Genomic DNA, 13641 nt, shown 5'->3' with positions numbered 1-13641 from the left:
GGTGCTTGCTCCCTTCTCCTCAGGCCCAGCGGGCCTGGAGGAGGTTGATCCCCGGATACGGCTGGGCCCGCAGCCCGGTGAGAGCGCCCGCGTCCCAGGCGGTGATCAGCTCGTTGTGGACGACCGGATAGAGCACGGCCTGCTCGGCGACGACGTCGATGTAGTCCTGGATCATCGCCCGCTTCCGCGCGGCGTCCGGCTCGCGCGTGGCCCGCTCCATGTCCCGGAACAGCCGCCGGGCCACGGGGTCGTCGGCCCATCGCGTGTACCCCATCCACAGGTTCTCGGGGCCGTGGTTGTAATGCATGATCAGATCGGCGTCGAGGCCGAACTGGTTGGGGTTGGAGGCGGCGGCGACGACCTGGTAGTCCCGCTTCTGGTCCAGCTTGGTGAAGACGGCCGTGGTCTCCTGCGGGGCGAGCGTGGTGCGCACCCCGATCGCGTCCCAGGAGGACTTGATGGTCGGCAGACAGTCCACGATCCAGCTCACGTTCACCGCGAGGATCTCCACCTCCAGACCGCGCACCCCGGCCGCCTTCAGCAGGGCGCGGGCCCGGTCGGGATCGTGGTCGTACACGGTGCGGGCGCGCCGGTAGGAGGGGTTGGCCTCGTCGAGGAAGGAGGAGGCGGGCTTCCCGTGCCCTTTCAGCGCCACCGCCACCATCTTCTCGGTGTCGACGGCGTACCGCAGCGCCTGCCGCACCCGTACGTCGTCGAACGGCTTGTGCGCGGTGTTGAACATCAGGAACAGGTTGTTCATCCCGGCGCCGCCCGCCACCGTCATCCCGGCCGCCTCCAACTGCCCGATGTTGGCGTACGGGATGTTGTCGGCGACCTGTGCGCCCGCGCTGGAGCCGCCCGAGACGGTGGCGACCCGGGGTGCGGCGTCCACGATGGTCAGCCAGTTCATCTTCCTGAACGCGGGCGGGCGCGGCCCGTTGTAGTCCTCGAACGCCTCGAAGGTGGTGTTGGACTTCGGGTGGTGCGCCGTCATCCGGTACGGCCCCGAGCCCACCGCGAGACCGGTGATCGCCTCGTCCCAGGCACCGGGCCGGGAGAACACGTGCTTGGGCATGACCTTGGCGAGCGTCAGCCGCGCGAGCCCTTCGGGGAACGGGAACTTCAGCATGAGTTCGACGGTCCGGGCGTCGACCTTGCGCACCCCGTCCAGCCAGGGCGCGAAGAAGCTCTTGGCGAGGGTGTGGGTGTCCGGGTCGAGGATCCGGTCGTAGACGAAGACGACGTCGTCGGCGGTGACGGGAGCGCCGTCGTGGAAGGTGGCGCCGTCGCGGATCGTGAACCGCCAGGTGGTGGCGTGGGCGTCGGCCGGGATGCGGGTGGCGAGCGCGGCGTACGGCTCACGGGAGATCGGGTCGGTGTCGAGGAGCCCCTCGTAGATGTGGTTGTTGCCCGCCATGCAGAACGCCGACGCGGTCTGCGTCGGGTCCCAGGTCCCGTCGTTGCCGTAGCCGATGACGGCGGTGAGCGTACGGTCGGCGCCCCCGCGTCCGCCGAAGTCGGTGGTCGACGCGGGACCCACCCGACAGGCCGCCGTCAGCGCCCCGAGGCCGAGCGCCCCGGCGCCCTTGAGGAGCGTGCGGCGGGCGGGGGGCGCGTGGCGCACGGTACCTCCACGGGGCATTCCCGGACAATTCGGGCAGTCAGCGCGACGATAGGAGGACCCGTGGAGGTGGTCAAGGAGGGCGCGCGTGGCACGGGAGGGGCGGTTGGGGGTGTCCCTCCCGTGCGGGTGACTCCCTCCTAGGGGAGATCGGCCGAGTAGGTCGTGTCCCTGTCGGAGTCGTAGACGAGCTTGCCGTCGCCGTCGAAGCCCTTGACGTGCGGCGCCTTGGTGACCTGCTGGTCCAGCTCCCCGGTGGCGACATACCAGCCGTCGTCGAGCACGGCCTCGCTGGTCTCACCGCCGTACTCGACGGTCACACGGGCGACGGAGTCCTCGACGGTGCCGATGCCGGCCCAGCGGAAGGGGAGCTGCCAGTTTCCTTTGTCGAGGAAGGACTGGGAGTAGAGCTTGTGCGCGTTGGCGTCTGGTACGACGGGACCGGCGTCCGGGCCTGCCATGTCAATGCCGGTGAAGCTGCGGCCCGGCCCGTCGTCGCCGTCCTTGACGTTGCAGATCAACCGTTTCATCGGCGTCCCGTCGGCCACCGCGACGACGAAGCGGCCGTCACCGGGGGCGTTGCTGTCGCCGGTGCTGCGCATGGCGAGCAGGACGCGGTAGTCGGCGGGGTCGCCGTAGTCGATGTCCTCCGAGGCGCTGGGCCAGCGGAACCCGACGCAGTACTCGAGGTCCTCGGCCGCCTGCTCGTAGGTGATGCCGTCCAGCAGCACACCCCGCGTGTCTGCCCCCGTGGGCGTCGGGGCGGGAGTCGGCGTCGGCGCGGCGGCCGTGGAGGACGCCGCCGGACTCGCCTTGCCGCCGCCGGAGCCGTCCGCCCCGGTCATCGCGTACGCCCCCACCGGCGCCGCCACCAGCGCCGCCAGGGCCGCCCCCGTCGCCGCGACCCGCCGCCGCCGCCAGGCCACGCCCCGGCGCCGGATGGCCGGGTATGGCGCGGGGGAGGGGCTGATGGTGTAGGCGTCCTCGCTGAGCAGGTCCCGCACCCGCTCCTCGAACCCGTTGTCGGTCATGTCCTGCTTCCCTCTCCACTGCGTGTGCCGCTGTACGCGGGCCCGTCCATGACCCGCGTCAGCCCCGGATACGTACGCAACTTCGCCAGCCCCTTGGACGCCTGGCTCTTCACCGTGCCCGGCGAGCAGCCGAGGGTCTCGGCCACCTCCGCCTCGGACAGGTCCTCCCAGTAGCGCAGGACGACCACGGCCCGCTGTCGCTTCGGCAACTGGGCCAGTGCGGCGAGCAGGGCCCGCCGCTCATCGACCCGGGCCACCGCCTCGTCCCGCCCCGCCCGCTCCGGCGGCGCCGCCGTCAGGGCCTCGGTCACCCGCCTCTTGCGGAAGCGGTCACGGTTGCAGGTGACGAGCATCCGGCGCACATAGGCGTCCGGGTTGTCACTGCGCGAGACCCGCCGCCAGGAGCGGTACGCCTTCGCCAGCGCCGTCTGCGTCAGATCCTCGGCGTGGTGCGCGTCACCGGTCAGCAGATAGGCGGTACGCACCAGATGGGACCATCGGGCTCTGACGAACTCCTGGAACCGGTCCTCTAGTTCGGCTTGCATCAAGCACCCTCCTCGCCCACCAGACCACCTGTTCGGCGGATTCGGTTGCCCGGCCCCCGGCACCTGCTGGAATGCTGGTCGCCGACGCGACCCAGGAGGGGCCGGATGGGCGAGGTGTGGGACGAGCGGGACACGGGCGTACTACGGCTGCCGTCCGGGCGGCTGGTACGGGGCCGGGGCCTGCGGCGCCCCCTGCCCCCCGACGCGCCGGAACCCTCGTACGGCCTCTACCTCCTCGGCGGCCGGCCACCCGCCATGCCCTGGGAGGCGCGCTGGCTGCGCTGGCGGGACTTCTGGCTCCCGGCGGACCGGGAGGCGGCCCGGTCCGCGCTGGCACAGGCGTGGGAGCGGGCGGCGACGGAGCGGGTGGAGGTCGCCTGCGAGGGCGGCAAGGGCCGCACCGGTACGGCACTCGCCTGTCTGGCGGTGCTGGACGGCGTACCGGCGGAGGAGGCGGTGGGGTACGTCCGCGCCCACTACGACCGGCGGGCGGTGGAGACGCCGTGGCAGCGGGGTTATGTCCGGCGGTTCGCTGCCGCGTAGTCGACAGCGGCCACGGCGTCACCAAGATCACGCCCGCGCGGGCGCAGGCGCTGAAGGACGCCGGCTACAAGTACATCGGCCGCTACCTCTTCAACCCATCCGCCACGGACCTGCCGGAGAAGCAGATCCAGCCCGGCGAGCTGGCCACCATCAAGGAGTACGGGCTCAGCTGTTTCCCCATCTTCCAGACCTGGAGCCGGTCGGCCGACTACTTCAGCCCGAGCCAGGGAGCGGCCGACGCGTTCCGTGCGATCGAGTGGGCCAAGTACCACGGCTTCAAGCCCGGCACCATCATCTACTTTGCCGTGGACTACGACGCCATGGACGGTGAGGTCACGGCGTACGTCCTCCCGCACTTCCGCGGAGTCATGCGCACGATCGGGGAGAACTCCAGCTACGGCGTCGGCGTCTACGGTCCCCGCAACGTCTGTCAGCGGGTCGCGGACGCCGGGTACGCCGCGGCGAGTTTCGTGTCCGACATGTCCAGCGGTTTCTCCGGCAACCTCGGCTACCCGCTGCCGACCAACTGGGCGTTCGACCAGATCTCGACCGTCACGGTCGGCTCGGGCGCGGGGCAGATCGAGATCGACAACAACCTCGTCTCCGGCCGGGACTTCGGCCAGAGCGACTTCGACCCCGGCGCCGACCTCGGCGGACTGGACACGCGCCTGGACGAAGCCGCCTACCGCAGCCTGATGCTCCAGGACGTGAAGGCGTACCTGGAGTCGATCGGCGTCCCTGAGACCGGCGGCGACGGCTGGACCGACAAGGACCGGGCCAGCCTCGGGGGCATCTCCAACACGGAGGCGTTCAACGCGGTGGTGGACGCGGACTGGCTCTTCACCTCACTGGCCCGGACGCTGCGGATGCGCAAGGCGCTCATCCAGGCTCCCGTCCTGTGGGAGCTGCGCAAGCTGAACCCGCTCGACTTCGCCTCCGACGCGGCGGTCAAGGCCGGTCAGCTGGACGACTGCAGCACCGGGTGGGGACAGATCTTCGCCGCGACCGCCATCAAGGCCCGCAACTACTGCATCGGCGAAGGGATCATCAACGGCGAGCCGCTGGATTTCGATTCCAAGGCGGACCTGCGGGCCGTCTGGGACAAGCTCCACGACGACGAGGAGCACAACGTCCGCACAGTCGCGTACGTACTGCTCTGGAACTCGGAGCTGCTCGGTATCGACCGGCCGGACCTGAGCGGCAACGTCCATGTCACCGAGGCGGTCCTCGGCCAGTACAACGGCACCGGTCCGGACGCCGAGCAGTATGGACGAGAGCTGATGGGCCTGTATCACGTCCTGGAGCAGTACAACGCGTTGTCGCGCGCCTAGCGACACCAGCAAGCGAAGGAAGGCCGGACCGATGACCAGACGGTGGCAGGTGGCCCTGGGCGCCAATGTGCTCCTCGGTATCCCGGGCGTGATACCGATCTGGGTCCTGTGGTTCCTCGCGGCGAGCTGGGCGAGCGGTCCCGAGCCGACGGACAACGACCCCATGGTGCTGTGGTTGCCCATCGCAGCCATCGTCATCGTCCCTTACGTCCTGCTCTGGATGTCCGTGAACCGTTCCCTCGCCCGCCGCAGCTCGCTTCCGCCCGGCATCTACTGGTGGCTCAGCGCCTTGGCCACGTTCCTGCCGACCACGGCGCTGATCATCTACTCACCCTAGGAAGGGAACCAAGACGTGCACATCGACAGGCGCGGCAGTGGGAACGGGATATCGAGACGCACCCTGGTGACGACCGCCGGCGTGATCACCGCCGCCGCGGCGGTCGGTTCCCTCGCCCCCGGCACCGCGACGGCCGCCCCCGTGAACGCACCGAAGAAGGCGCCCGCCTCGGCCAACGGCTGGACTTTGGAGAAGGAGGCCAACCATGTCTCCACCGTCTGGACGCGCCCTGTCGCGGGCACCGGCCTGGAGGTCGACATCCGGATCGGCGACGTGGAGGCGATCCTGCTCCATGTCGTCCGTCGCTTCCACTACGAGGTCGAGCAGCTGTCCCCCGGTGACCTGGCGGGCTGGCAGCCGATCGACGGCCTGCACAAGGACATGCCGGAGTCCAACCTCGCCTCGGGCACCGGGGTGCGGATCCGGCCGGGCGCGGGCGCGGGCGGAAGCCTCTTCCCGCTCCAGGTGCTGACGGTGCGCGACATCCTCGCCGACTGCGAGGGCGTCGTGCGCTGGGGCGGCGACGACGACCCGGTCGACGAGTCGCTGTTCTACGTCGACCGCGGCCCGGACGACGCGTCCGTCCGGAGGCTCGCCGACCGGCTGCGTCTGGCCGGGGCCATGCCCGGCGAGGGCGCCGGCGTCATGGTGGACGTGCTGGCCCCGCCCCGTCGCGACCGCGCCGAGCGGCTGCTGAAGCAACAGCGGGTGAGTTGAGGCTCGCGGCAGGGGCGTCGGGGGGCGGGCCGGGTCGGTCCGCCCCCCGCGCTATTCCGTTGCCGTGGCCGCTCTCGCGCCGGTAGTCGCGCGTACCGTTTGTCCAAGGGCCGTAACGTCCAGCTGAGACCGTACGGCGGGGGCAAGGAGCGGGACGTCGAGCCCGCCGCCGTGCGGCTCGCCACCCCCGCCGAGCGACTCGGCGCCGTGACCGCGTACGCCAGCGTCCGCAGCCGGGTGAGGTGCCTTGACGCGTTGACGTTAGGGTGCGGGCGCATGGGCTTCTGGAGTTGGAGAGGGACGGGGCGCGGGGCCAAGGTCACCCGGCGCTACCCGGACCGTCTCAGCACGCACCAGCTGTGGATGGTGTCGCTGAGCGCGCCGGTGAGCCGGGACCGTACCGCCTCGCGGACGACGTTGTACCCGTTCACCCGCATCGACGACGACAGCGCGCGGTCCTGGCTGGCCGAGCAGTGGGAGATCAGCACGCGGGACGAGTTGGTCGGTCGCCTGGACGACCTGTCCCGCACGGGTTACCGGGCGCGCGCCTACCAGCTGACCGGCGTCGCACCGCTCGCCTGGGACGCCGCGCTGTACGTCGACATCGCACGGCGCGGCTTCGCGTGCGGGCTGATCGGGGAGGGGGAGGCGTGGACCGCGCTGAAGAACATCGTCCCGGCGGTGGCGGGGGCGTACGGGTCCTGGGGTGAGTACGCCGATCACTACCTGCTGGGGCGGCAGGTGTGGCGGGAGGGGCTGCGGGGGACGGCCGACGCCGGTTTCCCCGCGCCGCAGGCCGCCGCCGACGCGCATCTGCGTGCCCTTCTCGATCCGGGGAACCGCGCCAGCCCGTGGAACCTCGCCCCCTGGAACGTCATACGGCGGCCCGAGCGCGCCCGGTGAAGCCGGGCGGGAGCCCGTTGCCCGGCTGTTACGGAGGCCGTGCCCCCGGGCTCCGGGCGTACGCGAGAATGTCGGCATGAGTCTGTTCCGCGACGACGGCATCGTGCTGCGCACCCAGAAGCTGGGTGAGGCGGACCGGATCATCACGCTGCTCACCCGCGGTCACGGCCGGGTACGCGCCGTGGCGCGCGGCGTGCGGCGCACCAAGTCGAAGTTCGGGGCGCGGCTCGAACCCTTCTCCCACGTCGACGTGCAGTTCTTCGCGCGGGGGAGCGAGCTGGTCGGGCGCGGGCTGCCGCTGTGCACCCAGAGCGAGACCATCGCGCCGTACGGCGGCGGGATCGTCACCGACTACGCGCGGTACACGGCCGGGACGGCCATGCTGGAGACGGCGGAGCGGTTCACCGACCACGAGGGCGAGCCCGCGGTGCAGCAGTACCTGCTGCTGGTCGGGGCGCTGCGCACGCTCGCCCGTGGCGAGCACGCCCCGCATCTCGTCCTCGACGCGTTCCTGCTGCGCTCCCTCGCCGTGAACGGCTACGCGCCGAGCTTCAGCGACTGCGCGAAGTGCGGGATGCCCGGACCGAACCGGTTCTTCTCGGTGGCGTCCGGTGGCACGGTCTGCGTCGACTGCCGGGTACCCGGCAGCGTCGTACCCTCCCCGGGGACCCTGGAACTGCTCGGCGCGCTGCTCACGGGCGACTGGGCGACGGCGGACGCGTGCGAGGCGCGGTACGTGCGGGAGGGGAGCGGGCTGGTGTCCGCGTATCTGCACTGGCACCTGGAGCGCGGGCTGCGCTCGCTGCGCTACGTCGAGAAGTAGAGAAGCACGACACGCTAGAGAGCACGACACGCTAGAGAGAAGGCAAGCACCATGGTCGTACGCGGGTTTCTGGGGCGGCAGCGCCGTGAGTACCGCACGCCCGAGCCGCACCCGTCCGGCGCGCGGCCCCCGAAGCTCCCCGGGGAACTGGTGCCCAACCATGTGGCGATCATCATGGACGGCAACGGGCGGTGGGCGAAGGAGCGGGGGCTGCCGCGCACCGAGGGGCACAAGGTGGGCGCGGAGTGCGTGCTCGACGTGCTCCAGGGGGCGATCGAGATGGATGTGAAGGCCATCTCGCTGTACGCCTTCTCCACCGAGAACTGGAAGCGGTCGCCGGACGAGGTGCGCTTCCTGATGAACTTCAACCGGGACTTCATCCGCAAGACCCGCGACCAGCTGGACGAGCTGGGGGTTCGGGTGCGGTGGGTGGGGCGGATGCCCAAGCTGTGGAAGTCGGTGGCGAAGGAACTCCAGGTCGCCCAGGAGCAGACCAAGGACAACGACCGGCTGACGCTGTACTTCTGCATGAACTACGGCGGGCGCGCGGAGATCGCGGACGCGGCGCAGGCGCTGGCGGAGGACGTCCGGGCGGGGCGGCTGGACCCGGGGAAGGTGAACGAGAAGACGTTCGCGCGGTACCTGTACTACCCGGACATGCCGGACGTCGACCTGTTCCTGCGCCCCAGCGGGGAGCAGCGCGTCTCCAACTACCTGATCTGGCAGAGCGCGTACGCCGAGATGGTGTTCCAGGACGTGCTGTGGCCGGACTTCGACCGCCGGGACCTGTGGCGGGCGTGTCTTGAGTTCGCCTCGCGGGACCGCCGGTTCGGCGGCGCGATCCCGAACGAGGAACTGCTGGCCATGGAGGGCAGGCAGGAGTGAGCCGGGCGGCGCCGGCCGGGCGTCAGTCCTCGGGGTCCGCGACCGCGCAGTCCGCGCAGGTGCCGAAGATCTCCACGGTGTGGGCGACGTTGACGTAGCCGTGCTCGGCGGCGATGGCCTCCGCCCACTTCTCCACCGCGGGGCCCTCGACCTCGACCGCCTTGCCGCAGGTGCGGCAGACGAGGTGGTGGTGGTGTTCGCCGGTGGAGCAGCGGCGGTAGACGGACTCGCCGTCGGAGGTGCGCAGGACGTCGACCTCGCCGGCCTCGGCGAGGGACTGGAGGGTGCGGTAGACGGTGGTGAGTCCGACCGAGTCGCCCTTGTGCTTGAGCATGTCGTGGAGGTCCTGCGCGCTGCGGAACTCCTCGACCTCTTCCAGGGCTGCCGCCACGGCGGCGCGCTGCCTGGTGGCGCGGCCCTTCACGGGCGGTCCAGCGGTGGTCACCTGAGCCTCCTCATGTCTGCGTCTGCCGGGCCATTGTGCCAGCCCGGTCTGTGCGCGGTCAGACGCCGACCTCGTCGGTCGCGCCCCGAGTGGCCGGAATCGCACACTCCGCCGGGTCCTCGGCGGGCCGTGCGGCGGCCAGGGCCCGTGCGCGGCGCCGGGCCAGCGGGGCGGCCAGGAGGGTCAGCAGGATGAACGCGCCGATGGTCAGCAGCACGATCGTCGCGCCGGGCGGCACGTCCTGGTAGTACGACGTCACCGTGCCGCCGATGGTGACGCTCACGCCGATCGCCACCGCGATCGCGAAGGTCGCCGCGAAGCTCCGGGTGAGCTGCTGTGCCGCCGCCACCGGCACCACCATCAGCGCGGACACCAGCAGCAGGCCGACGACGCGCATCGCGACCGTCACCGTCACCGCCGCCGTCACGGCCGTCAGCAGGTTCAGCGCGCGCACCGGCAGCCCGGTGACCCGCGCGAACTCCTCGTCCTGGCTGACCGCGAACAGCTGGCGGCGCAGGCCCAGGGTGACCAGCACCACGAAGGCGGCGAGGATGGTGATGGCGGTGACATCGGATTCGGAGACCGTCGACAGGGAGCCGAAGAGGTACGACGTCAGGTTGGCGTTGGAGCCGGTGGGGGCGAGGTTGATGAACATCACGCCGCCCGCCATGCCGCCGTAGAAGAGCATGGCGAGGGCGATGTCGCCGCGGGTCTTGCCGTACCAGCGGATCAGCTCCATCAGGACCGCGCCGAGGATGGAGACGAGGGTCGCCATCCACACCGGGGACCAGGAGAGCAGGAAGCCGAGGCCGACGCCGGTCATGGCGACGTGGCCGATGCCGTCGCCCATCAGGGCCTGGCGGCGCTGGACGAGGTAGATGCCGACCGCGGGGGCGGTGATGCCGACGAGGACGGCGGCCAGGAGCGCCCGCTGCATGAAGGCGTAGTTCAGGATTTCCATCAGCTGAGCAGTCCCGTGCGGAGGGGTTCGGCGCCCGCGGGGGCGTGCGGGTGGACGTGGTCGTGGCCGGGCAGGGCGTGCTGGCCGACCGCCTTGGGCGGCGGGCCGTCGTGCAGCACACAGCCGTCGCGGAGTACGACCGCGCGGTCGATCAGCGGCTCCAGCGGGCCGAGTTCATGGAGGACCAGGAGGACCGAGACGCCGCGGGTGACCTGTTCGCGCAGGGTCGCGGCCAGGACCTCCTGGCTCGCCAGGTCCACGCCCGCCATCGGCTCGTCCATGATCAGCAGTTCCGGTTCGGCGGCCAGGGCGCGGGCGATCAGCACCCGCTGGTGCTGGCCGCCGGAGAGGGCGCTGACCGAGTCCTTGGCGCGGTCCGCCATGCCGACCAGTTCCAGGGCGTGCCGTACGGCGGTGTGGTCGGCCTTGCGGAGCATCCCGAAGCGGGCCCGGGACAGGCGGCCGGAGGTGACGACCTCGGTCACCGTGGCGGGCACGCCGCCCGCGGCGGTGGTGCGCTGGGGGACGTATCCCACGCGGGCCCAGTCGCGGAAGCGGCGCAGCGGGGTGCCGAACAGCTCGACCTCGCCCGCGCTCACCGGGACCTGTCCGATGACGCCGCGCACGGCGGTGGACTTGCCGGAGCCGTTGGCGCCGAGCAGGGCGACGACCTCACCGCGGCCCACGGTGAGGTCGATGCCGCGCAGGACGGGGCGTGCGCCCAGCTCCGCGCGGACGCCGCGCAGGGATATGACGGGGTCTCCCGTGGCCGGGGTCTCTCCCGTGGCGCCCATGGCGTCCTCCGTAAGAATCACTTGCTGGCTGTCATGCGCTGGATCACTTGCCGCCCAGGGCCGTTTCCAGCGCCTTGAGGTTGGCTTCCATGACCTGGAAGTAGTCCTCGCCCTTGGACTTGTCGGTGATGCCCTCCAGCGGATCGAGGACGTCCGTCTTCAGGCCCGCGTCCTTGGCGAGGGTCTTCGCGGTCTTGTCGGAGACCAGTGTCTCGTAGAAGACGGTGGTGACTCCGTCGGCCTTGGCCTCCTCCTGGAGTTCCTTGATCCGGGCGGGGCTGGGCTCGCTCTCCGGGTCGAGGCCGGAGATGGCCTCCTGGGTGAGGCCGTAGCGCTCGGCGAGGTAGCCGAAGGCGGCGTGGTTGGTGAAGAAGACCTTGGTGTCGGTGTCCTTCAGGCCTTCCTCGAAGGAGGTGTTGAGGGCGCCGAGCTTCTCCACCAGGGCGGCGGTGTTCTTCTTGTAGTCGGCCGCGTGGTCGGGGTCGGCCTTCTCGAAGGCCGCGCCGACGCCCTCGGCGACCTCGGAGTACTTCACCGGGTCGAGCCAGATGTGCGGGTCGAGGGCGTGCTCTTCCTCTTCCGGGGACCCTTCTTCCTCGTCGCCGTGGTCGTGCTCGACGTCGCCGTGGTCCTCGAGGGTGGTGAGCGTGGCGGCGTCGATCTTCGTCTTGACGCCGGACTGGCCGATGGCCTCGTCGACGGCGGGCTGGAGGCTCTTGAGGTAGAGCACCGCGTCGGACTCGCCGAGCTGAGCGGTCTGCCGGGCGCTCAGCTCCAGGTCGTGCGGCTCCTGGCCGGGCTCGGTGAGGGTGGTGACGTTCACGTGCTCGCCGCCGATCTGCTCGGCGAGGAACTGCATGGGGTAGAACGACGCGACGACGTCGAACTTGTCGGTGTTGCCCGCGGCGGCGCTGTCGGAGGAGCACGCGGTGAGGGTGCCGAGGCCGAGCGTGGCGGCCGCCGCGACCGCGATGCCGGATATGTGTCGTCGTACGTTCATGACACTCATTTTCAGCGAATGTGGAAACCGTTGTCAATAAACGTGGTCAGCGCCATATGGCGGCCCACGGCCTCAAGAGCGGACCGATTTGGCTGAGGGGCAGCCCCCGCCGGTAACCTGAAGCATTCGCTGGAAGCATCTCGCTTCGTCGCCCGTCGTCGTAATGAAGAGAGCACCGTGGCCGCCGACAAGATCGACACCATCGTCAGCCTGAGCAAGCGCCGTGGCTTTGTTTTCCCCTGTAGTGAGATCTACGGCGGTCAGCGTGCCGCCTGGGACTACGGGCCCCTCGGTGTCGAGCTGAAGGAGAACCTCAAGCGCCAGTGGTGGCGCTACATGGTGACGTCGCGCGAGGACGTGGTCGGTATCGACTCGTCCGTCATCCTCGCCCCCGAGGTGTGGGTCGCCTCCGGTCACGTCGCCACCTTCACCGACCCCCTCACCGAGTGCACCTCCTGCCACAAGCGGTTCCGCGCGGACCACCTGGAGGAGGCCTACGAGGAGAAGAAGGGCCGCGCGCCCGAGAACGGCCTCGCCGACATCAACTGCCCCAACTGCGGCAACAAGGGCCAGTTCACCGAGCCCAAGCAGTTCTCGGGTCTCCTCTCCACCCATCTCGGCCCGACCCAGGACTCCGGCTCGATCGCCTACCTGCGGCCCGAGACCGCGCAGGGCATCTTCACCAACTTCGCCCAGGTGCAGACCACTTCGCGCCGCAAGCCGCCGTTCGGCATCGCCCAGATGGGCAAGTCCTTCCGCAACGAGATCACGCCGGGCAACTTCATCTTCCGCACCCGCGAGTTCGAGCAGATGGAGATGGAGTTCTTCGTCAAGCCGGGCGAGGACGAGAAGTGGCAGGAGTACTGGATGGAGCAGCGCTGGAACTGGTACACCGGTCTCGGCCTGCGTGAGGAGAACATGCGGTGGTACGAGCACCCGCAGGAGAAGCTCTCCCACTACTCCAAGCGCACCGCCGACATCGAGTACCGCTTCCAGTTCGGCGGCAGCGAGTGGGGCGAGCTTGAAGGCGTCGCCAACCGCACCGACTACGACCTCGGCGCGCACTCCAAGGCCTCCGGCCAGGACCTCTCCTACTACGACCAGGAGGCCCAGGAGCGCTGGACGCCGTACGTCATCGAGCCCGCGGCCGGTGTCGGCCGGGCGATGCTGGCCTTCCTGCTCGACGCGTACGTCGAGGACGAGGCGCCCAACGCCAAGGGCAAGATGGAGAAGCGGGCCGTGCTGCGGCTCGACCACCGCCTCGCGCCGGTGAAGGTGGCCGTGCTTCCGCTGTCCCGCAACCCCGAGCTGTCGCCGAAGGCGAAGGGGCTCGCGCAGGCGCTGCGGCAGAACTGGAACATCGAGTTCGACGACGCGGGCGCGATCGGGCGCCGCTACCGGCGCCAGGACGAGATCGGGACGCCGTACTGCGTGACCGTCGACTTCGACACGCTCGAGGACAACGCGGTGACGGTGCGCGAGCGGGACTCGATGAAGCAGGAGCGGGTGTCCCTCGACCAGATCGAGGGGTACCTTGCCAGCCGTCTGATCGGCAGCTGAACCGGGCGCGGTTCGCCGTTGCCGGGTGCGGGTGCGTCGTGGCTTGTCGCGCGGCTCCCCGCGCCCCTGACGGCGCTGCTCCCTAGGTGGGCAGCCAGCAGCTCTATTGGCCCCCGATACCGGTCCCCGAGTGGACCTGTATCGG

15 protein-coding genes are annotated in these 13641 nt (G+C 70.4%); 8 read left to right on the top strand and 7 right to left on the bottom strand.

The window, feature by feature from the left end; genetic code table 11:
* Positions 1-19: 19 nt before the first annotated feature.
* The 3 genes from KBY47_RS03140 to KBY47_RS03130 all read right to left on the bottom strand — a co-directional run bounded on the left by KBY47_RS03140 (position 20) and on the right by KBY47_RS03130 (position 3197).
* A complete protein-coding gene (locus tag KBY47_RS03140) occupies positions 20-1624 on the bottom strand; it encodes an ABC transporter substrate-binding protein (protein ID WP_308405019.1) in 1605 nt (534 codons plus the stop codon).
* A 137-nt stretch (positions 1625-1761) separates the two neighbouring features.
* Positions 1762-2652, bottom strand: coding sequence for a hypothetical protein (locus KBY47_RS03135; protein WP_210919299.1), 891 nt, complete (start codon positions 2650-2652; stop codon positions 1762-1764).
* On the bottom strand, positions 2649-3197 hold the full coding sequence (locus KBY47_RS03130) for a SigE family RNA polymerase sigma factor (RefSeq protein WP_210919298.1): 549 nt from the start codon (positions 3195-3197) through the stop codon (positions 2649-2651). Before KBY47_RS03130 ends, KBY47_RS03135 begins: the two co-directional genes overlap by 4 nt.
* A 105-nt stretch (positions 3198-3302) precedes the next feature.
* On the opposite strand from KBY47_RS03130, the gene KBY47_RS03125 reads away from it, so the two are divergent.
* From KBY47_RS03125 to KBY47_RS03095, 7 genes are all read left to right on the top strand, one after another.
* On the top strand, positions 3303-3740 hold the full coding sequence (locus KBY47_RS03125; protein WP_210919297.1) for a protein phosphatase: 438 nt from the start codon (positions 3303-3305) through the stop codon (positions 3738-3740).
* Positions 3701-5071 (top strand): glycoside hydrolase domain-containing protein, encoded by a 1371-nt coding sequence (locus KBY47_RS03120; protein ID WP_210919426.1) that lies wholly within the window; start codon positions 3701-3703, stop codon positions 5069-5071. Before KBY47_RS03125 ends, KBY47_RS03120 begins: the two co-directional genes overlap by 40 nt.
* A 31-nt stretch (positions 5072-5102) precedes the next feature.
* On the top strand, positions 5103-5408 hold the full coding sequence (locus KBY47_RS03115) for a hypothetical protein (RefSeq protein WP_210919296.1): 306 nt from the start codon (positions 5103-5105) through the stop codon (positions 5406-5408).
* 15 nt (positions 5409-5423) lie between these two features.
* Positions 5424-6125 (top strand): hypothetical protein, encoded by a 702-nt coding sequence (locus KBY47_RS03110; protein ID WP_308405018.1) that lies wholly within the window; start codon positions 5424-5426, stop codon positions 6123-6125.
* 276 nt (positions 6126-6401) lie between these two features.
* Positions 6402-7028, top strand: a complete 627-nt coding sequence (locus KBY47_RS03105; protein ID WP_210919420.1) for a DUF1266 domain-containing protein — start codon at positions 6402-6404, stop codon at positions 7026-7028.
* Between the two features lie 76 nt (positions 7029-7104).
* On the top strand, positions 7105-7851 hold the full coding sequence (gene recO, locus KBY47_RS03100) for a DNA repair protein RecO (protein ID WP_210919295.1): 747 nt from the start codon (positions 7105-7107) through the stop codon (positions 7849-7851).
* A gap of 51 nt (positions 7852-7902) precedes the next feature.
* On the top strand, positions 7903-8736 hold the full coding sequence (locus KBY47_RS03095) for an isoprenyl transferase (protein ID WP_210919294.1): 834 nt from the start codon (positions 7903-7905) through the stop codon (positions 8734-8736).
* A gap of 22 nt (positions 8737-8758) precedes the next feature.
* On the opposite strand, the gene KBY47_RS03090 is transcribed toward KBY47_RS03095, so the two are convergent.
* The 4 genes from KBY47_RS03090 to KBY47_RS03075 are packed head-to-tail and all read right to left on the bottom strand — an operon-like array spanning position 8759 to position 11936.
* Positions 8759-9181, bottom strand: coding sequence for a Fur family transcriptional regulator (locus KBY47_RS03090; RefSeq protein ID WP_210919293.1), 423 nt, complete (start codon positions 9179-9181; stop codon positions 8759-8761).
* A 58-nt stretch (positions 9182-9239) separates the two neighbouring features.
* Positions 9240-10142 carry a metal ABC transporter permease gene (locus KBY47_RS03085; protein WP_210919292.1) on the bottom strand — a complete coding sequence of 301 codons (903 nt, stop codon included), beginning with the start codon at positions 10140-10142 and terminating at the stop codon, positions 9240-9242.
* Positions 10142-10936: a metal ABC transporter ATP-binding protein gene (locus tag KBY47_RS03080; RefSeq protein WP_210919291.1), complete on the bottom strand. Its 795-nt coding sequence runs from the start codon at positions 10934-10936 to the stop codon at positions 10142-10144. Before KBY47_RS03080 ends, KBY47_RS03085 begins: the two co-directional genes overlap by 1 nt.
* A gap of 43 nt (positions 10937-10979) precedes the next feature.
* Positions 10980-11936 (bottom strand): zinc ABC transporter substrate-binding protein, encoded by a 957-nt coding sequence (locus KBY47_RS03075; protein WP_210919290.1) that lies wholly within the window; start codon positions 11934-11936, stop codon positions 10980-10982.
* A gap of 177 nt (positions 11937-12113) precedes the next feature.
* Between KBY47_RS03075 and KBY47_RS03070 the strand changes: the two genes are divergently transcribed.
* Positions 12114-13496 carry a glycine--tRNA ligase gene (locus KBY47_RS03070; protein WP_210919289.1) on the top strand — a complete coding sequence of 461 codons (1383 nt, stop codon included), beginning with the start codon at positions 12114-12116 and terminating at the stop codon, positions 13494-13496.
* The last annotated feature ends 145 nt before the right edge of the window (positions 13497-13641 follow it).

Source organism: Streptomyces sp. B93 (genome assembly GCF_018070565.1).
Lineage (GTDB): Bacteria > Actinomycetota > Actinomycetes > Streptomycetales > Streptomycetaceae > Streptomyces.
Note: the sequence above shows the minus strand (reverse complement) of the source record. Positions and strands in the feature narration are given on the sequence as shown.

Bases quoted from the DNA above. Each gene is read 5' to 3' on its own strand.
- KBY47_RS03075 (WP_210919290.1), bottom strand. From the start codon at position 11,936: ATGAACGTACGACGACACATATCCGGCATCGCGGTCGCGGCGGCCGCC.
- KBY47_RS03115 (WP_210919296.1), top strand. From the start codon at position 5,103: ATGACCAGACGGTGGCAGGTGGCCCTGGGCGCCAATGTGCTCCTCGGT.
- KBY47_RS03085 (WP_210919292.1), bottom strand. From the start codon at position 10,142: ATGGAAATCCTGAACTACGCCTTCATGCAGCGGGCGCTCCTGGCCGCC.
- KBY47_RS03125 (WP_210919297.1), top strand. From the start codon at position 3,303: ATGGGCGAGGTGTGGGACGAGCGGGACACGGGCGTACTACGGCTGCCG.
- KBY47_RS03105 (WP_210919420.1), top strand. From the start codon at position 6,402: ATGGGCTTCTGGAGTTGGAGAGGGACGGGGCGCGGGGCCAAGGTCACC.
- recO (WP_210919295.1), top strand. From the start codon at position 7,105: ATGAGTCTGTTCCGCGACGACGGCATCGTGCTGCGCACCCAGAAGCTG.
- KBY47_RS03080 (WP_210919291.1), bottom strand. From the start codon at position 10,936: ATGGGCGCCACGGGAGAGACCCCGGCCACGGGAGACCCCGTCATATCC.
- KBY47_RS03130 (WP_210919298.1), bottom strand. From the start codon at position 3,197: ATGCAAGCCGAACTAGAGGACCGGTTCCAGGAGTTCGTCAGAGCCCGA.
- KBY47_RS03095 (WP_210919294.1), top strand. From the start codon at position 7,903: ATGGTCGTACGCGGGTTTCTGGGGCGGCAGCGCCGTGAGTACCGCACG.
- KBY47_RS03135 (WP_210919299.1), bottom strand. From the start codon at position 2,652: ATGACCGACAACGGGTTCGAGGAGCGGGTGCGGGACCTGCTCAGCGAG.